The sequence below is a fragment of the Enterobacter roggenkampii genome (assembly GCF_001729805.1).
Taxonomy (GTDB): domain Bacteria; phylum Pseudomonadota; class Gammaproteobacteria; order Enterobacterales; family Enterobacteriaceae; genus Enterobacter; species Enterobacter roggenkampii.
The window spans coordinates 873,196-891,793 of record NZ_CP017184.1; the positions used below are offsets into that span (position 1 = coordinate 873,196).

The window sequence follows — 18,598 nt, forward strand, 5'->3', positions numbered from 1 at the left end:
GTTCCATTTCGACGATTGGAACAGGCTGAAACACCAGCCTGACACAAAAAAAGTGGTTTAGTTTACCAGTGTGGCAAAGATGCCAAAAGAGAGGAGAACAAAATTACCTGGGTTCAAGGGCAAACACTTCAAAACCTGCCTCGGTGACGCGCCAGCGAACGTTAAAATCCAGCAGCCAGACGGCGTACGTTTTACCTGCTTCCTCTTCTTTACGGTAGGCCGGACGCGGGTCCTGTGCCAGAACTTCGGTGATGAAATCCTGTAAGCGAGGATAGCGTTTCTCCAGTTGGCCGAACTGAGCGGTTATCTCAGGCGTAAAATATACAGGCATGTCCGCCTGTGGGGCGTCCTGAGCATAGCTTGCACGCGCGTCCGGAAGGGCTTCGGCGAAGGGCAAATAGGGTTTGATGTCGATCACCGGCGTGCCGTCGACAAGGTCCAGGCTACCTAACTCCAGTATCACCCGATCTTTCTGGCAGCGTATGCCTTTCAGTTCAACCAGTGACATGCCAACCGGGTTTGGACGGAAGGTCGAGCGCGTCGCAAACACCCCCATTCTCGCATTGCCGCCAAGACGAGGAGGACGCACGGTAGGACGCCAGCCGCCTTCCATCGTCTGGTGAAACACGAACACCACCCACAGGTGGCTGAACGCCTCAAGCCCGCGTACCGCATCAGCCTGATTGTAAGGCGCAATCAGGTGAAGCTCACCGCGTCCGCTGGCGACAAGACCGGGCTGGCGGGGGACGGCGAACTTCTCTTTGTAAGGAGAGTGGATAACGCCTATCTGCTCGAACTGAAATGCACTCATTTCGCCGTGATGTTCAGCGCAGAACCGATGCACACCGCCTGACGGTAGCAGCCCGGCGTGCCGCTGGTGACTTCACAGCTGTGCAGCAGGACCGCGTTGGCTTTCATTTTTGCGGCATTAATCTGCATGCGTTTACGCGCTGTCGGGATATTCGGTGGTGAGTCCTGATTGGTCGCCTGACAGGATTCGCCGCTCACTTCGCCCAGTTCACGGAACGGTTTACCGACGAGTTCATCCGCTTTCGTGATAATGCGAACCGGCGCAGGGCGAACCACTTTCGGTTTCGCAGGCTCGGTCTTTGGCGGGGTTGCCGTGCTTTGAACAGGTTCAACGGGAGATCTGCTTAGCATAGAACAGCCGCTCAGCATGAGTGCTAAAAGACAGATCGGTAAAGCACGCATAATATTTCCTCAATGGATAATCAAAACGTCAGATATTGAATCAGTTGACTGCACAAATGACAAGACGGGCATAAGCCCGTCCTGATGATATTACACTGAGGTGAGATTACCAGCCTTTAACAGCGCCGCCGTTAAACACTTTGTTGGCTTCCTGGTAAACTTCGTCAGACTGATAGGCCTGTACGAATTTCTTCACGTTTTCCGCGTCTTTGTTGTCTTCGCGAGTCACGATCAGGTTTACGTATGGAGAGTCTTTATCTTCAACGAAGATACCGTCTTTAGCTGGGGTCAGGCCAATCTGGCTGGCGTACGTGGTGTTGATAACGGCCAGGGCAATCTGCGCATCGTCCAGAGAACGTGGCAGCTGCGGTGCTTCCAGCTCAACAATTTTCAGATTTTTCGGGTTCTCGGTGACATCCAGAACGGTTGGCAGCAGGCCAACACCGTCTTTCAGTTTGATCAGGCCCACTTTCTGCAGCAGCAGCAGAGAACGACCAAGGTTAGTTGGGTCGTTAGGGACGGCAACCTGAGAGCCCGGCTGCAGCTCGTCCAGGGATTTAATTTTCTTAGAGTAACCGGCAATTGGATAAACGAAGGTGTTACCCACGCCCACCAGTTTATAGCCGCGATCTTTGATCTGCTGGTCCAGGTATGGTTTATGCTGGAAGGCGTTCGCGTCGATATCACCTTTGCTCAGCGCTTCGTTCGGCAGAACGTAATCGTTGAAGGTCACCAGCTCCACGTCCAGGCCATATTTCTCTTTCGCCACTTTCTGAGCAACTTCTGCAACCTGCTGTTCTGCACCTACGATAACGCCCACTTTAATGTGGTTCGGATCTTTTTCATCCTGACCGCAACCCACCAGTGCCAGAGAGCCGATCAGCGCGCCTACTGCTGCGAAGGTCTTTAATTTAAACGCCATGTTTTATCCTTAACTCGTAGAGTTTATGTTGTGTGTAACGTTATTTGTGCGTAACAGCCCGGACGATGCGATCGCCAGAGAACTGGATTAAGTAAACCAGAACAACCAGCAATACCAGAACGGTATTCATCACGGTCGCGTTATATCCAATATAGCCGTACTGGTAACCAATCTGACCTAAACCGCCCGCGCCTACGGCACCGCCCATCGCGGAATAACCGACCAGGGTGATAAGCGTAATGGTTGCCGCATTCACCAGCCCTGGCAGTGCCTCAGGCAGCAGAACCTTGCGGACGATCTGCATCGGCGTGGCGCCCATCGCGCGGGACGCTTCGATCAAACCGGTTGGGATCTCCAGCAGGGCGTTTTCCACCATACGGGCGATAAACGGCGCAGCGCCAACGGTCAGCGGAACGATCGCCGCCTGCAGACCGATAGACGTTCCGACGATCACGCGGGTAAATGGAATCATCCACACCAGCAGAATAATGAACGGGATAGAACGGAAGATGTTCACCAGCGCAGAGAGCGTACGGTACAGCTTCGCGTTCTCAATGATTTGACCCGGACGCGTCACGTACAGCAACACGCCGACCGGCAGGCCAATCACAAAACCAAAGAAACCAGAGACAAAGGTCATTGCCAGCGTTTCCCAAACGCCGCGAACCAGCAGCCACATCATCGGCTCAGACATAACCCAGTACCTCTACTTTTACGTGATGTTCTTGCAGCCAGGCAATGGCTGCCTGGGTTTCTTCTTGTGTGCCGTGCATTTCTGTCAGCATGATGCCGAACTTCACGCCACCGGCGTAATCCATCTGCGCGCTGATGATGTTGTTATTCACGTTAAAGCGACGTGCGGTTTCGGAAAGCAGGGGAGCATCAACGGACTGACCGGTGAACTCCATGCGCAGCATCGGGACGCTGTCAGCTGTTGCTTCTGTTTTCAGACGTTCCAGATAGTCTTCCGGAATATCCAGATGCAGCGTGGACTGGATGAACTGCTGCGCCAGCGGGGTTTTCGGATGCGAGAACACTTCGCTTACCGTGTCCTGCTCGATCAGTTCACCGTTACTGATGACCGCCACGCAGTCGCAGATGCGTTTCACCACATCCATCTCGTGCGTAATAAGGAGGATCGTCAGGCCCAGACGACGGTTAATGTCTTTCAGAAGTTCCAGAATAGAACGTGTGGTTGCCGGATCCAGTGCGCTGGTGGCTTCATCACACAGCAGCACCTTAGGATTGCTTGCCAGCGCGCGGGCAATGGCCACACGCTGTTTTTGCCCACCGGACAGATTTGCCGGGTAGCTATCCTGTTTGTCGCCCAGACCTACGAGGTCGAGCAGCTCGGTGACGCGACGCTTCACTTCTTCTTTCGGCGTGTTATCCAGCTCAAGCGGTAAGGCAACGTTGCCGAACACGGTGCGGGAAGCCAGGAGGTTAAAGTGCTGGAAGATCATGCCAATCTGACGACGCGCTTTGGTGAGTTCTTTCTCTGAAAGGGCGGTAAGTTCCTGGCCGCCAACTTCTACGCTGCCCTGGGTTGGGCGCTCAAGCAGGTTAACACAACGGATCAGCGTACTTTTACCTGCACCCGATGCGCCAATGACGCCATAAATTTGACCGGCAGGAACATGCAGGCTGACGTTGTTCAGCGCCTGAATGGTTCGGTTCCCCTGCTGGAACACTTTGGTGATATTGGAAAGTTTAATCATTAGATTATTTTTATCGTATGTAAGTTAGCCGTGGCATTTTCTTCTGCCAGATACGGGTGATGACCGTAAACAAAACGGATGTTAAGGCATCCAGACGTCTAAATCAATCCAACTCTGTACGATGAGCACTTTATTGCGCTGCGATTCATGAGATACTAGCTGAACATGCCTTTTTCAGGAGCAAACCGGTGGCAAAATCAGTACCCGCAATTTTTCTCGATCGTGACGGCACTATTAATGTGGATCACGGTTATGTCCATGAGATTGATGAGTTCGAGTTTATCGAGGGCGTAATAGATGCCATGCGCCAGCTGAAAGAGATGGGCTATGCACTGGTGGTGGTGACGAACCAGTCTGGTATTGCACGCGGTAAATTCACCGAAGCGCAGTTCGAGACGCTGACCGAATGGATGGACTGGTCACTTGCCGACCGCGGTGTGGATCTCGATGGCATCTACTATTGTCCGCATCATCCGCAGGGAACCGTAGAAGCGTATCGTCAGACCTGTGATTGCCGTAAGCCGCATCCGGGGATGTTTATCTCTGCGCAGGAGTTCCTGCACATTGATATGGCGGCTTCTTATATGGTGGGCGATAAACTGGAAGATATGCAGGCAGCCGCAGCCGCGGGTGTAGGGACTAAAATATTAGTGCGTACCGGCAAGCCAGTGACGCCAGAAGCTGAGAATGCGGCGGATTGGGTGATTAATAGTCTGGCCGATCTGCCAAAAGAGATTAAAAAGCACCAAAAATAGCCTTTTTGGTGAAAAGGTGAGCGGTTGAAATAAAAATGCATTTTTCCGCTTGTCATTCCTCGGCGGCTCCCTATAATGCGCCTCCATCGACACGGCGGATGTGAAGCACTTCACAGACAACGCAGTCGGTTGAAGAGAAAAAATCCTGAAATAACGGGTTGACTCTGAAAGAGGAAGGCGTAATATACGCCACCTCGCAACGGTGAGCGAAAGCCGCGTTGCACTGCTCTTTAACAATTTATCAGACAATCTGTGTGGGCACTCAAAGTGACATGGATTCTTAACGTCCTCGGACGAAAAATGAATACCAAGTCTCTGAGTGAACATACGTAATTCATTACGAAGTTTAATTCACGAGCATCAAACTTAAATTGAAGAGTTTGATCATGGCTCAGATTGAACGCTGGCGGCAGGCCTAACACATGCAAGTCGAGCGGTAACACAGGGAGCTTGCTCCTGGGTGACGAGCGGCGGACGGGTGAGTAATGTCTGGGAAACTGCCTGATGGAGGGGGATAACTACTGGAAACGGTAGCTAATACCGCATAATGTCGCAAGACCAAAGAGGGGGACCTTCGGGCCTCTTGCCATCAGATGTGCCCAGATGGGATTAGCTAGTAGGTGGGGTAACGGCTCACCTAGGCGACGATCCCTAGCTGGTCTGAGAGGATGACCAGCCACACTGGAACTGAGACACGGTCCAGACTCCTACGGGAGGCAGCAGTGGGGAATATTGCACAATGGGCGCAAGCCTGATGCAGCCATGCCGCGTGTATGAAGAAGGCCTTCGGGTTGTAAAGTACTTTCAGCGGGGAGGAAGGCGTTGTGGTTAATAACCACAGCGATTGACGTTACCCGCAGAAGAAGCACCGGCTAACTCCGTGCCAGCAGCCGCGGTAATACGGAGGGTGCAAGCGTTAATCGGAATTACTGGGCGTAAAGCGCACGCAGGCGGTCTGTCAAGTCGGATGTGAAATCCCCGGGCTCAACCTGGGAACTGCATTCGAAACTGGCAGGCTAGAGTCTTGTAGAGGGGGGTAGAATTCCAGGTGTAGCGGTGAAATGCGTAGAGATCTGGAGGAATACCGGTGGCGAAGGCGGCCCCCTGGACAAAGACTGACGCTCAGGTGCGAAAGCGTGGGGAGCAAACAGGATTAGATACCCTGGTAGTCCACGCCGTAAACGATGTCGACTTGGAGGTTGTGCCCTTGAGGCGTGGCTTCCGGAGCTAACGCGTTAAGTCGACCGCCTGGGGAGTACGGCCGCAAGGTTAAAACTCAAATGAATTGACGGGGGCCCGCACAAGCGGTGGAGCATGTGGTTTAATTCGATGCAACGCGAAGAACCTTACCTACTCTTGACATCCAGAGAACTTAGCAGAGATGCTTTGGTGCCTTCGGGAACTCTGAGACAGGTGCTGCATGGCTGTCGTCAGCTCGTGTTGTGAAATGTTGGGTTAAGTCCCGCAACGAGCGCAACCCTTATCCTTTGTTGCCAGCGGTCCGGCCGGGAACTCAAAGGAGACTGCCAGTGATAAACTGGAGGAAGGTGGGGATGACGTCAAGTCATCATGGCCCTTACGAGTAGGGCTACACACGTGCTACAATGGCGCATACAAAGAGAAGCGACCTCGCGAGAGCAAGCGGACCTCATAAAGTGCGTCGTAGTCCGGATTGGAGTCTGCAACTCGACTCCATGAAGTCGGAATCGCTAGTAATCGTAGATCAGAATGCTACGGTGAATACGTTCCCGGGCCTTGTACACACCGCCCGTCACACCATGGGAGTGGGTTGCAAAAGAAGTAGGTAGCTTAACCTTCGGGAGGGCGCTTACCACTTTGTGATTCATGACTGGGGTGAAGTCGTAACAAGGTAACCGTAGGGGAACCTGCGGTTGGATCACCTCCTTACCTTAAAGAACCTGCCTTTGCAGTGCTCACACAGATTGTCTGATGAAAAACAGCAGTAAAAATCTCTGCAGGCTTGTAGCTCAGGTGGTTAGAGCGCACCCCTGATAAGGGTGAGGTCGGTGGTTCAAGTCCACTCAGGCCTACCAAACTCCTTTTAAAGGATGAGCGGTACAGAGATTGCAAAACGATGGGGCTATAGCTCAGCTGGGAGAGCGCCTGCTTTGCACGCAGGAGGTCTGCGGTTCGATCCCGCATAGCTCCACCATCTTTTACTGCGAACCCAAGAAAACTTCAGAGTGAACCTGAAAAGGTGCACTGCGAAGTTTTGCTCTTTAAAAATCTGGATCAAGCTGAAAATTGAAACGACACATCTTTAAGGTGTGTTCGAGTCTCTCAAATTTTCGCAATCAGAAGTGAAACATCTTCGGGTTGTGAGGTTAAGCGACTAAGCGTACACGGTGGATGCCCTGGCAGTCAGAGGCGATGAAGGACGTGCTAATCTGCGAAAAGCGCCGGCGAGGTGATATGAACCTTTGACCCGGCGATGTCCGAATGGGGAAACCCAGTGTGTTCCGACACACTATCGTTAACTGAATACATAGGTTAACGAGGCGAACCGGGGGAACTGAAACATCTAAGTACCCCGAGGAAAAGAAATCAACCGAGATTCCCCCAGTAGCGGCGAGCGAACGGGGAGCAGCCCAGAGTCTGAATCAGCTTGTGTGTTAGTGGAAGCGTCTGGAAAGTCGCACGGTACAGGGTGACAGTCCCGTACACGAAAGCACACAGGTTGTGAACTCGAAGAGTAGGGCGGGACACGTGGTATCCTGTCTGAATATGGGGGGACCATCCTCCAAGGCTAAATACTCCTGACTGACCGATAGTGAACCAGTACCGTGAGGGAAAGGCGAAAAGAACCCCGGCGAGGGGAGTGAAATAGAACCTGAAACCGTGTACGTACAAGCAGTGGGAGCACCCTTGTGGTGTGACTGCGTACCTTTTGTATAATGGGTCAGCGACTTATATTCTGTAGCAAGGTTAACCGTATAGGGGAGCCGAAGGGAAACCGAGTCTTAACTGGGCGTTAAGTTGCAGGGTATAGACCCGAAACCCGGTGATCTAGCCATGGGCAGGTTGAAGGTTGGGTAACACTAACTGGAGGACCGAACCGACTAATGTTGAAAAATTAGCGGATGACTTGTGGCTGGGGGTGAAAGGCCAATCAAACCGGGAGATAGCTGGTTCTCCCCGAAAGCTATTTAGGTAGCGCCTCGTGAACTCATCTTCGGGGGTAGAGCACTGTTTCGGCTAGGGGGCCATCCCGGCTTACCAACCCGATGCAAACTACGAATACCGAAGAATGTTATCACGGGAGACACACGGCGGGTGCTAACGTCCGTCGTGAAGAGGGAAACAACCCAGACCGCCAGCTAAGGTCCCAAAGTCATGGTTAAGTGGGAAACGATGTGGGAAGGCACAGACAGCCAGGATGTTGGCTTAGAAGCAGCCATCATTTAAAGAAAGCGTAATAGCTCACTGGTCGAGTCGGCCTGCGCGGAAGATGTAACGGGGCTAAACCATGCACCGAAGCTGCGGCAGCGACGCTTATGCGTTGTTGGGTAGGGGAGCGTTCTGTAAGCCGTTGAAGGTGTGCTGTGAGGCATGCTGGAGGTATCAGAAGTGCGAATGCTGACATAAGTAACGATAAAGCGGGTGAAAAGCCCGCTCGCCGGAAGACCAAGGGTTCCTGTCCAACGTTAATCGGGGCAGGGTGAGTCGACCCCTAAGGCGAGGCCGAAAGGCGTAGTCGATGGGAAACAGGTTAATATTCCTGTACTTGGTGTTACTGCGAAGGGGGGACGGAGAAGGCTATGTTAGCCGGGCGACGGTTGTCCCGGTTTAAGCATGTAGGCGGAGGTTCCAGGTAAATCCGGTACCTTTTAACGCTGAGGTGTGATGACGAGGCACTACGGTGCTGAAGTAACAAATGCCCTGCTTCCAGGAAAAGCCTCTAAGCATCAGGTAACATCAAATCGTACCCCAAACCGACACAGGTGGTCAGGTAGAGAATACCAAGGCGCTTGAGAGAACTCGGGTGAAGGAACTAGGCAAAATGGTGCCGTAACTTCGGGAGAAGGCACGCTGATATGTAGGTGAAGCCCCTGCGGGTGGAGCTGAAATCAGTCGAAGATACCAGCTGGCTGCAACTGTTTATTAAAAACACAGCACTGTGCAAACACGAAAGTGGACGTATACGGTGTGACGCCTGCCCGGTGCCGGAAGGTTAATTGATGGGGTTAGCGGCAACGCGAAGCTCTTGATCGAAGCCCCGGTAAACGGCGGCCGTAACTATAACGGTCCTAAGGTAGCGAAATTCCTTGTCGGGTAAGTTCCGACCTGCACGAATGGCGTAATGATGGCCAGGCTGTCTCCACCCGAGACTCAGTGAAATTGAACTCGCTGTGAAGATGCAGTGTACCCGCGGCAAGACGGAAAGACCCCGTGAACCTTTACTATAGCTTGACACTGAACACTGGTCCTTGATGTGTAGGATAGGTGGGAGGCTTTGAAGCGTGGACGCCAGTCTGCGTGGAGCCGTCCTTGAAATACCACCCTTTAATGGCTGGTGTTCTAACGTAGACCCGTAATCCGGGTTGCGGACAGTGTCTGGTGGGTAGTTTGACTGGGGCGGTCTCCTCCCAAAGAGTAACGGAGGAGCACGAAGGTTAGCTAATCCTGGTCGGACATCAGGAGGTTAGTGCAATGGCATAAGCTAGCTTGACTGCGAGAGTGACGGCTCGAGCAGGTGCGAAAGCAGGTCATAGTGATCCGGTGGTTCTGAATGGAAGGGCCATCGCTCAACGGATAAAAGGTACTCCGGGGATAACAGGCTGATACCGCCCAAGAGTTCATATCGACGGCGGTGTTTGGCACCTCGATGTCGGCTCATCACATCCTGGGGCTGAAGTAGGTCCCAAGGGTATGGCTGTTCGCCATTTAAAGTGGTACGCGAGCTGGGTTTAGAACGTCGTGAGACAGTTCGGTCCCTATCTGCCGTGGGCGCTGGAGAATTGAGGGGGGCTGCTCCTAGTACGAGAGGACCGGAGTGGACGCATCACTGGTGTTCGGGTTGTCATGCCAATGGCACTGCCCGGTAGCTAAATGCGGAAAAGATAAGTGCTGAAAGCATCTAAGCACGAAACTTGCCCCGAGATGAGTTCTCCCTGAGACTTTAAGTCTCCTGAAGGAACGTTGAAGACGACGACGTTGATAGGTCGGGTGTGTAAGCGCAGCGATGCGTTGAGCTAACCGATACTAATGAACCGTGAGGCTTAACCTTACAACGCCGAAGATGTTTTGGCGAAGAGACAGATTTTCAGCTTTGATACAGATTTAACAGAATTTGCCTGGCGGCTTTAGCGCGGTGGTCCCACCTGACCCCATGCCGAACTCAGAAGTGAAACGCCGTAGCGCCGATGGTAGTGTGGGGTCTCCCCATGTGAGAGTAGGGAACTGCCAGGCATCAAATTTAGTAGTAAGCCGGTGCATTAATCCGGTGGTTACAAGCAGTCTTCGGTGGAGCGGTAGTTCAGTCGGTTAGAATACCTGCCTGTCACGCAGGGGGTCGCGGGTTCGAGTCCCGTCCGTTCCGCCACTTATTAAAAGCCCTGAGCTAACGCTCAGGGCTTTTTTCTTATCTGACGTTTAATTATTGCGAAATCAGCAAAAATCCTCTGCATTTTGCGATCTTTTTCTCTATAACACCGCCAGAGATAATCGTCCTCAGTTTACGAACATAATGATTGAGGAATAGTATGACTCTCCCTGCATTTGGTCTGGGCACTTTCCGCCTGAAAGACGACGTTGTTATCGCATCAGTTAAAACCGCACTCGAACTGGGTTATCGCGCTGTTGATACGGCGCAGATCTATGAAAACGAAGCTGCCGTTGGCCAAGCTCTCGAAGAGAGCGGTGTGCCGCGTAATGAGCTGTTTATTACCACGAAAATCTGGATTGAAAATCTCAGCAAAGACAAGCTGATCCCAAGCCTGAAAGAAAGCCTGAAAAAACTGCGTACTGACTACGTGGATCTGACGCTGGTCCACTGGCCATCACCGAACGATGCCGTCTCCGTGGAAGAATTCATGCAGGCGCTGCTGGAAGCGAAAAAACAGGGCTTAACGCGTGAAATTGGGATCTCCAACTTCACTATCCCGCTGATGGAAAAGGCCATTGCTGCTGTTGGCGCAGAAAATATTGCGACCAACCAGATTGAGCTCTCTCCATATCTGCAAAACCGCAAAGTGGTGGACTGGGCAAAACAGCATGGGATCCACATCACCTCATACATGACGCTGGCCTACGGTAAGGCGCTGAAAGATGAGGTGATTATCCGTATCGCCGAGAAGCATAATGCGACGGCTGCGCAGGTCATTCTGGCATGGGCAATGGGTGAAGGTTATGCCGTGATCCCATCATCCACTAAGCGTGAAAACCTGGCGAGCAACCTGTTAGCAATGGATCTTCATCTGGATGCTGACGATAAAAAAGCGATCGCAGCCCTGGAGTGCAACGATCGCCTGGTCAGCCCGGAAGGCTTAGCGCCAAACTGGGATTAAGTTTGACCCACCCTCTGTAACCTGAACCCTCACACAGCTCCTCCGGGAGCTGTTTTTATATGTTCACTCAGAAAATCGATAAAGGCACGAATGCGCGTACTCACCGCTCTGTCGCTGTAATACACCGCGCTAAAAGGCATTTCGACTGGCAGGCGTTTATCGGCCATCAATTCCACCAGTTCACCCCGCGCAATCTCCTTATCAATCATATAGTCAGACAAACAGGCGATACCGTTGCCTTCAAGACACAATTGCTTCAGCGTCTCCCCGCTGTTGGACGACAACCCGCAGGTGATCTCATGCAACTGACCGTCAGGGCAGGCGACGGGCCAGGTATTTAGCGAGACGGGTTCCGTAAAGCCCAGACACAAATGCTGTTTCAACTCCTCAACCGTCTCCGGTTTGCCATGTTCAGCAATATACTGTGGCGACGCGATAATTTTACGGTAGCTGGCAAACAGCGGGCGGGCCCGCAGGCTGGAATCCGTCAGGGTTCCCGCCCGGATCGCCACATCTACCTTTCGCTCGATGAGGTTAATAAACGTCTCGGACGAGACCAGAGAGAGCGTCATCTCCGGATAGCGTTCACGGAAAGGTTTGATTAGCGGCATCAGAAAGTGCAGCACAACCGGCGTGGCTGCATCAATGCGCAGTAACCCACGCGGCGTGCTGCGGGTCTCCATAATCTCGGTCTCTGCTGCGGCCATCTCCTGCAGTACCGACTGCACGCGGCGAAAATAACGCTCACCTTCCTCCGTCAGGCTCAGCTGCCGCGTCGTTCGGTTGAGCAGACTCACCCCAAGCTTCATCTCCAGCTTTTTTACCGAGCGGCTGATGGCTGAGTTAGCCTGTCCCAGCTGTTCGGCAGCGCGGCTAAAGCTGCCGCTTTCAACCACGGCGACAAAGATTGTCAGCTCTTCTGACGTTGCTTTCATTGTTGCACCACCCGCAAAATTCTATTGAGATTTTGACCATTTTTGTTATTTAAGCACTGGCGCATACTGCCTGTCATCTTAATCCTGATGATACGGAGTATTTTATGCCACTGGCGCTACTTGCCCTGACGATCAGTGCCTTCGCAATTGGCACGACCGAATTTGTTATCGTGGGACTGGTTCCCACCATTGCTAACCAGCTTGCGATCTCGCTGCCCTCCGCCGGATTGCTGGTGTCCATCTACGCCCTGGGCGTTGCTGTCGGTGCGCCAGTCCTGACGGCCCTGACCGGACGCTTTCCGCGTAAGCAGCTGTTAGTTGCACTGATGGTGCTGTTCACCGCCGGCAACGTGCTGGCCTGGCAGGCGCCGGACTACACCACGCTGGTCATCGCTCGGCTGTTGACCGGCCTTGCTCACGGGGTGTTCTTCTCGATTGGTTCTACTATTGCAACCAGCCTGGTACCCAAAGAGAAAGCGGCATCCGCCATTGCGATCATGTTCGGTGGGTTGACCGTTGCACTCGTTACGGGCGTACCGTTGGGCACGTTTATCGGACAACACTTCGGCTGGCGTGAAACGTTCCTGGCCGTCTCCCTGCTGGGCGTCATTGCCCTGGTGACCAGCCTGCTGCTGGTGCCGTCGAATATTCCAGGCCGGGCCAGCGCTAGCCTGAGCGATCAGCTGAAGGTACTTACGCATCCGCGTTTGCTGATCATCTACGCGGTTACGGCGCTGGGCTATGGTGGCGTATTCACTGCTTTTACCTTCCTGGCACCGATGATGCAGGACCTGGCGGGCTTCTCTCCCAACGCCGTGAGCTGGATCTTGCTGGGGTACGGTATTTCCGTTGCGATTGGCAATATCTGGGGCGGCAAGCTTGCGGATAAGCATGGTGCGGTACCGGCGCTGAAATTCATCTTCGCCGCGCTGGTTGTTCTGCTGATGATTTTCCAGTTCACCGCCTCGATACAGTACGCCGCGCTGGTCACGGTACTGGTCATGGGGATCTTCGCTTTTGGTAATGTGCCAGGGCTTCAGGTCTACGTTGTACAGAAAGCCGAGCTTTATACGCCAAATGCGGTGGACGTGGCATCGGGGCTGAACATTGCCGCATTTAATATTGGTATTGCGCTGGGTTCAATTATTGGCGGACAAACCGTCGAGCACTTCGGATTGACCCAGACCCCGTGGATTGGCGCGGTGATTGTCCTGATCGCCTTCCTGCTGATTGGCCTGAGCGGACGTCTGGATAAGCCAGCCCGCGTTGCGCTGGGGTAACATCAGTAAGCGCTGGCTTACAAGACTGGAAAGCGGTTTCTCAGAAATTGCGTTGAAAGTGTGACCTAAAGTCCCTATAACATTAGAACCAGTCCGTTTTCCGGACTGGTTCATGTTACAGAGGCTGTTTCCAAAAGTGCGAAAAAATACCTATGCCATGCGTTATGTTGCCGGAATGCCCGCGGAGAGGATCTTGCCTCCGGGGTCGTTTGCGAGCATCAGTCAGGCATTACCCGCCGGCACACCGTTAAGCAGCGATGAAAAAATCCGCGTACTGGTGTGGAATATCTTTAAGCAGCAGCGTGCGGAGTGGTTATCGGTACTCAAGAATTTTGGCAAAAATGCCCATCTGGTTCTGCTCCAGGAGGCGCAGACCACCCCTGAGCTGGTCCGGTTTGCAACCACTCACTATCTTGCCGCCGACCAGGTACCGGCCTTTGTTCTGCCTCAGCACCCCTCGGGGGTGATGACGCTTTCAGCAGCACATCCAGTCTATTGTTGTCCATTGCGCGAACGCGAGCCTATCCTGCGTCTGGCGAAATCGGCACTGGTGACGGTCTATCCACTGCCGGATACCCGTATGCTGATGGTCGTGAATATCCACGCGGTAAACTTCAGTCTGGGCGTGGATGTATATAGTAAGCAGTTACTTCCGATCGGCGATCAGATTGCGCATCACAGTGGGCCGATCATTATGGCCGGTGATTTCAATGCCTGGAGCCGCCCGCGCATGAATGCGCTGTACCGCTTTGCGCGCGAAATGTCGCTGCGTGAAGTCCGTTTTAGCGATGACCAGCGCAAAAAAGCTTTTGGTCGTCCTCTCGATTTTGTCTTCTACCGTGGTTTAAGCGTGCACGACGCCTCTGTGCTGGTGACGCGCGCCTCCGATCATAACCCTCTACTAGTCGAATTCAGTCCCGGCAAACCTGATAAATAATGGTGTGTCAGGTCTGCCGTGGGGCAGACCTGCGCGGGTGCTGCCCTTCTATTTTTAACCCACAAAGGACAGTACGATGACAACAACACACTCCCATCATGACAACGTAGAAAAACAGTTTGGTTCTCAGGCAAATGCCTATCTGAGAAGCGCCGTGCACGCTTCAGGTCGCGATCTGGTGCGTCTCGGTGAACGTCTGTCGGCATTCCCGCAGGCGCACGTGCTGGATTTAGGCTGCGGGGCAGGGCATGCCAGCTTCACGGCTGCGCAGCAGGTGGCGCACGTAACCGCATATGACTTATCCAGCCAGATGCTGGAGGTGGTTGCTGAAGCGGCGAAAGCGAAGGGACTGGGCAACATCGATACGCGCCAGGGCTATGCCGAATCCTTACCTTTTGATGGTGCCTCGTTTGAGGTGGTGATCAGCCGTTATTCCGCGCACCACTGGCATGATGTTGGCCAGGCATTACGCGAAGTCAAACGCGTTCTGAAGCCGGGTGGCATCTTCATTATTATGGATGTCATGTCGCCTGGGCATCCGGTACGTAATATCTGGCTGCAGACGGTGGAAGCGCTGCGCGACACCTCCCATGTGCAAAACTACGCCAGCGGAGAGTGGTTATCGCTGATCACGGAAGCGGGGCTGATAGCGCGTTCGTTAATCACAGACCGTTTACCGCTGGAATTTAGCTCGTGGATAGCGCGTATGCGCACCCCGGAAGCATTAAGCCAGGCTATCAGGCTGTATCAGGAGAGTGCGTCGGCAGAGGTGAAGGCGTACTTTGAACTGCAGGACGATGGTTCATTTACCAGCGATACCATCATGGCGGAAGCGCAAAAAGCGGGATAAACAAAAAAGGCACCGAGGGGAATCGGTGCCTTTTTATCTTTCGGTCGTGTTATCAGGAGTCTGGCGTCGCGCTGTTCTTCACAAACAGCGTCAGCTGGTCGCCCGGTTTCAGATTGTCAGTATCGTTGTTCCAGCGCATCACATCTTTGATGTTCACGCCGTGACGTTTTGCGATACTGGACAGCGAATCACCCTTACGCACGCGATAGGTTATGCTATCGCTGTTGCTGGCGAGACGCTGTGCGCTGCTACCTGCACCCACCGTCAGAGTTTGACCCACTTTCAGGCCTGAACTGCGCAGGTTATTCCACTGCTGCAGATCTTTCGCATTCACGCCAAGACGTGACGCAATGCCCGAAAGCGTATCACCTGAACGAACCTTATAACTGCGGCTGTTAACTGATGATGCATCCGCGATCAGCGTTGACTGAACGGCGGCGATTTCACCCGAAGCTAAAGACTCACGTAACTGCTCAGCATGTTTCTGCGGAACCATTACATACTGCGGGCCACTCGCCCCCAGCGTTGAGCCTTTAACGCCAGCATTAAAGGTTTTCAATTTACTTACCGACATACCCGTCATATCAGCAACCTGTTGAATATCAACGGGATTGCTGAGGCGAACGCGCGCAAGTGCACGACTTTCGTCTGGTGTTGGCAGTTGTACACCGTAACGCTTGCTGTTCTTGAGAATATCGCTCAAAGCCAGCATTTTCGGTACGTAAATCTTTGTTTCCTGTGGCAGTGAGAGCGACCAAAAATCGGTGGATTTACCCCGTGCTTTATTCGCTTTCATTGCCTTCAGTACACGACCTTCGCCGCTATTGTACGCTGCGACCGTTAACAGCCAGTCGCCGTCAAACATCTTGTTCAGACGTTGCATCATGTCGAGAGCGGCTGTCGTTGAAGCGACAACATCGCGACGCGCATCATAGTTGCGGGTCTGTTTTAGACCATAGTTTCGCCCGGTGCTCGGAATGATCTGCCAAATGCCTGCGGCATTGGCGCCAGACGTCGCGTGTGGGTCAAAAGCGCTCTCCACTATGGGTAGGAGTACCAGCTCCATAGGCATGTTACGTTTCTTAACTTGCCCGGCTATCCAGTACATATACGGCTCTGCCCGTAACGTTACATCGTGGAGATAGCTCTTATTACTTAAATACTTCTGTTTCTGTTCGCGAATCCGGCTGTTTTCCGGAATTCCCATCTTTAGCTCGTCGCCAATAGAGGTCCACAAGTCTTGCTCCTGCGCGAAAGATGTCCCATCGTCCATCCAGCGCGCCGAACTTGTAAACTTCCCTGCTTCCCCTTGACCAGCTGCAGAAAGGCTCTGTGCGTGCTGTTGTACGTTGCTGCCGTTCTGCGACTGGCAACCGACAAGCAGGACAGAGGCGAGTAATATCGCTTTTGCCTTCATGTGTGTGTCAATAGTTGCTTAAAAGACGAGCGATGATAACGGCGAATTTTTGAAAAGGCAACCAGCAATTATCTGAAGTTATCTTTCTTTGACCTTAACCATGCAAATCGCTGTTCTGGTTGTTGCAAATTTGTTTCTTGGTTAATTTTGCTAATTAAATCAATATCATCTGTTCGCAAAAATAAATTAATTTGGCGCTCGTTTTTCAGAATTACGGGGAGTGTGTTTTGGTTTTTTGCACGTAACTCCTTCACTTTGTGATAATAATCCTGAATCGCCCGATCCTCAGGCAACAGGCTGACGGCAAACTTCATATTTCCTAATGTATACTCATGTGCGCAACAAATAACGGTGTCATCGGGTAATGCGTTAATCTTCTGTAAAGACTGATACATTTGCGCTGGTGTTCCTTCAAACAGCCTTCCGCAGCCCCCTGAGAACAGCGTGTCACCGCAAAAAAGATAAGGCTTACTGTAGAAACACAGATGTCCCAAAGTGTGACCCGGTGTGGCAAATACGGAAAACTCCCACTCACGTATGAGGATTTTTTCGCCTTCTTCGACTACTTGCGTGACACCCTTATCTTGTGCCTCTGACGGTCCGTAAACCACAACATGCGGAAAATGGGTACGCAGTTCAGGTACACCGCCCGTATGATCGTTATGGTGATGCGTCAACAGAATGGCTTCCGGCTGCCAGCCGTTCTCTTCTATTGCGCGCAGTACGGGGGCGGATTCTCCGGGATCGACAATGACGCATCGACGTTCATCGTCAACCAAAACCCAGATGTAATTGTCCTCAAAAGCAGAAATACTGATAAGATTCATACATTACCTCTTATAGCGTGGCGGGTGTGTTGATGAAACCGGCAAGGATACCTCAGACTGTCGCAGCACCGGAACGTTGGGCGGAACTGCCCTGGGGTGAATACTATCGCGAGGCGTTAGAGCAACAGCTGAAGCCCTGGCTCGCGAAAATGTATGGCTTTCACCTGCTTAAGATTGGCAATCTCAGCGCGGAAATCAATACCGAAAGCTGCGCTATCTCGCATCAGGTGAACGTCTCTCTCGGCGGATCGCCGGTTCAGGTGAAAGCAGACCCGTTACATCTGCCGTTTGCGGAAAAATCCGTTGATGCGTGTTTGCTCGCACATACGTTACCCTGGTGCAGCGATCCGCACCGTCTGCTTCGCGAAGCCGATCGCGTGCTGATTGATGACGGCTGGCTGGTGCTGAGCGGATTCAACCCGCTGAGCCTGATGGGCCTGCGAAAGCTGGTACCGGTGCTGCGCCGGACGCCGCCTTACAACAGCCGGATGTTCACCATGATGCGCCAGCTCGACTGGCTGTCACTGCTGAACTTCGAAGTGCTCTGCTACGGCGGTTTTCAGGTGCTGCCCTGGGCGCGGCAGGGGGGCGTCTTGTTGAGCACGCATTTGCCTGCCTTAGGCTGCATGCAGTTTATCGTCGCGCGTAAGCGAACAATTCCCCTTACGCTTAATCCCATGAAGCAGAGCAAATCGAAAACACCGATCCGCCAGACCGTTGGCGCCACGCGGCAGTACAGAAAGCCCTGATCAGGATTCAGGCTGATAGCCCGCGTCCTCATGCGCAGGGTTAGCGGCTGCCGCACGCGCCAGTTCGTCACAGCGTTCGTTTTCCGGATGACCGGCGTGCCCTTTAACCCACTCCCACTTGATCTGGTGCTGGCCCAGGGCGGCATCAAGCCGTTTCCAGAGATCGACGTTCTTGACCGGTTTCTTATCGGCAGTCTTCCAGCCGCGTTTTTTCCAGTTATGGATCCACTGGGTAATTCCCTGACGAACGTACTGGCTGTCGGTACTTAACACCACGTCACATTGTTCTTTTAGTGCCTCCAGCGCCACAATGGCCGCCATGAGCTCCATCCGGTTGTTGGTGGTCAGAAAATAGCCTTCGCTAAAAGTTTTTTCATGCTGGCGATAACGCATAATCGCGCCGTAGCCGCCGGGACCCGGGTTGCCGAGACAAGATCCATCGGTGAAAATTTCTACCTGTTTACGCATC

15 protein-coding genes, 3 tRNA genes and 3 rRNA genes are annotated in these 18,598 nt (G+C 53.0%); 12 read left to right on the forward strand and 9 right to left on the reverse strand.

The window, feature by feature from the left end; genetic code table 11:
• Nucleotides 1-103: 103 nt before the first annotated feature.
• The 5 genes from tsaA to metN form a co-directional block, all read right to left on the reverse strand.
• Nucleotides 104-811 carry a tRNA (N6-threonylcarbamoyladenosine(37)-N6)-methyltransferase TrmO gene (gene tsaA, locus BFV67_RS03985; RefSeq protein ID WP_069597898.1) on the reverse strand — a complete coding sequence of 236 codons (708 nt, stop codon included), beginning with the start codon at nucleotides 809-811 and terminating at the stop codon, nucleotides 104-106.
• A complete protein-coding gene (gene rcsF, locus BFV67_RS03990) occupies nucleotides 808-1,212 on the reverse strand; it encodes an Rcs stress response system protein RcsF (protein ID WP_008501883.1) in 405 nt (134 codons plus the stop codon). The genes tsaA and rcsF overlap by 4 nt, the downstream gene beginning before the upstream one ends.
• Before the next feature lie 106 nt (nucleotides 1,213-1,318).
• Entirely contained in the window at nucleotides 1,319-2,134 is an 816-nt protein-coding gene (metQ, locus tag BFV67_RS03995) for a methionine ABC transporter substrate-binding lipoprotein MetQ (protein ID WP_014168729.1), read from the reverse strand.
• 40 nt (nucleotides 2,135-2,174) lie between these two features.
• Nucleotides 2,175-2,828 carry a methionine ABC transporter permease MetI gene (locus tag BFV67_RS04000; RefSeq protein ID WP_003856130.1) on the reverse strand — a complete coding sequence of 218 codons (654 nt, stop codon included), beginning with the start codon at nucleotides 2,826-2,828 and terminating at the stop codon, nucleotides 2,175-2,177.
• A complete protein-coding gene (metN, locus tag BFV67_RS04005) occupies nucleotides 2,821-3,852 on the reverse strand; it encodes a methionine ABC transporter ATP-binding protein MetN (RefSeq protein WP_008501880.1) in 1,032 nt (343 codons plus the stop codon). The genes BFV67_RS04000 and metN overlap by 8 nt, the downstream gene beginning before the upstream one ends.
• A gap of 188 nt (nucleotides 3,853-4,040) precedes the next feature.
• Here metN and gmhB point away from each other — a divergent pair, with 188 nt between their 5' ends.
• The 8 genes from gmhB to dkgB all read left to right on the forward strand — a co-directional run bounded on the left by gmhB (nucleotide 4,041) and on the right by dkgB (nucleotide 11,134).
• Nucleotides 4,041-4,607 (forward strand): D-glycero-beta-D-manno-heptose 1,7-bisphosphate 7-phosphatase, encoded by a 567-nt coding sequence (gmhB, locus tag BFV67_RS04010; RefSeq protein WP_008501879.1) that lies wholly within the window; start codon nucleotides 4,041-4,043, stop codon nucleotides 4,605-4,607.
• 368 nt (nucleotides 4,608-4,975) lie between these two features.
• Nucleotides 4,976-6,515 (forward strand): 16S ribosomal RNA (locus tag BFV67_RS04015).
• Nucleotides 6,516-6,584: 69 nt separating this feature from the next.
• Nucleotides 6,585-6,661: transfer RNA gene (locus BFV67_RS04020), tRNA-Ile, on the forward strand.
• A gap of 43 nt (nucleotides 6,662-6,704) precedes the next feature.
• Nucleotides 6,705-6,780, forward strand: a tRNA-Ala gene (locus tag BFV67_RS04025).
• A 170-nt stretch (nucleotides 6,781-6,950) separates the two neighbouring features.
• A 23S ribosomal RNA gene (locus tag BFV67_RS04030) occupies nucleotides 6,951-9,855 on the forward strand.
• A 66-nt stretch (nucleotides 9,856-9,921) separates the two neighbouring features.
• Nucleotides 9,922-10,037: ribosomal RNA gene (gene rrf, locus BFV67_RS04035) — 5S ribosomal RNA — on the forward strand.
• The 16S, 23S and 5S rRNA genes sit together here with 3 tRNA genes alongside, the layout of an rRNA operon.
• 56 nt (nucleotides 10,038-10,093) lie before the next feature.
• Nucleotides 10,094-10,170: transfer RNA gene (locus BFV67_RS04040), tRNA-Asp, on the forward strand.
• A 160-nt stretch (nucleotides 10,171-10,330) separates the two neighbouring features.
• Nucleotides 10,331-11,134, forward strand: a complete 804-nt coding sequence (dkgB, locus tag BFV67_RS04045; RefSeq protein ID WP_045335355.1) for a 2,5-didehydrogluconate reductase DkgB — start codon at nucleotides 10,331-10,333, stop codon at nucleotides 11,132-11,134.
• 29 nt (nucleotides 11,135-11,163) lie between these two features.
• Here the strand turns inward: dkgB and yafC are convergent, their stop codons facing one another.
• Nucleotides 11,164-12,069, reverse strand: a complete 906-nt coding sequence (yafC, locus tag BFV67_RS04050; RefSeq protein ID WP_021242864.1) for a DNA-binding transcriptional regulator YafC — start codon at nucleotides 12,067-12,069, stop codon at nucleotides 11,164-11,166.
• Nucleotides 12,070-12,173: 104 nt separating this feature from the next.
• On the opposite strand from yafC, the gene BFV67_RS04055 reads away from it, so the two are divergent.
• The 3 genes from BFV67_RS04055 to BFV67_RS04065 all read left to right on the forward strand — a co-directional run bounded on the left by BFV67_RS04055 (nucleotide 12,174) and on the right by BFV67_RS04065 (nucleotide 15,136).
• Nucleotides 12,174-13,349 carry an MFS transporter gene (locus BFV67_RS04055; RefSeq protein WP_032674203.1) on the forward strand — a complete coding sequence of 392 codons (1,176 nt, stop codon included), beginning with the start codon at nucleotides 12,174-12,176 and terminating at the stop codon, nucleotides 13,347-13,349.
• Between the two features lie 136 nt (nucleotides 13,350-13,485).
• Nucleotides 13,486-14,286, forward strand: coding sequence for an endonuclease/exonuclease/phosphatase family protein (locus BFV67_RS04060; protein WP_069598940.1), 801 nt, complete (start codon nucleotides 13,486-13,488; stop codon nucleotides 14,284-14,286).
• Nucleotides 14,287-14,362: 76 nt separating this feature from the next.
• Entirely contained in the window at nucleotides 14,363-15,136 is a 774-nt protein-coding gene (locus BFV67_RS04065; protein WP_069597899.1) for a class I SAM-dependent methyltransferase, read from the forward strand.
• Nucleotides 15,137-15,188: 52 nt separating this feature from the next.
• On the opposite strand, the gene mltD is transcribed toward BFV67_RS04065, so the two are convergent.
• Both mltD and gloB read right to left on the reverse strand, forming a co-directional pair.
• Nucleotides 15,189-16,553: a murein transglycosylase D gene (gene mltD, locus BFV67_RS04070; RefSeq protein WP_023293221.1), complete on the reverse strand. Its 1,365-nt coding sequence runs from the start codon at nucleotides 16,551-16,553 to the stop codon at nucleotides 15,189-15,191.
• A gap of 68 nt (nucleotides 16,554-16,621) precedes the next feature.
• A complete protein-coding gene (gloB, locus tag BFV67_RS04075; RefSeq protein ID WP_021242868.1) occupies nucleotides 16,622-17,380 on the reverse strand; it encodes a hydroxyacylglutathione hydrolase in 759 nt (252 codons plus the stop codon).
• A 32-nt stretch (nucleotides 17,381-17,412) separates the two neighbouring features.
• Here gloB and BFV67_RS04080 point away from each other — a divergent pair, with 32 nt between their 5' ends.
• Nucleotides 17,413-18,129 carry a class I SAM-dependent methyltransferase gene (locus BFV67_RS04080; RefSeq protein ID WP_008500277.1) on the forward strand — a complete coding sequence of 239 codons (717 nt, stop codon included), beginning with the start codon at nucleotides 17,413-17,415 and terminating at the stop codon, nucleotides 18,127-18,129.
• On the opposite strand, the gene rnhA is transcribed toward BFV67_RS04080, so the two are convergent.
• Nucleotides 18,130-18,597: a ribonuclease HI gene (rnhA, locus tag BFV67_RS04085; protein WP_069597900.1), complete on the reverse strand. Its 468-nt coding sequence runs from the start codon at nucleotides 18,595-18,597 to the stop codon at nucleotides 18,130-18,132.
• Between the last annotated feature and the right edge of the window lies 1 nt (nucleotide 18,598).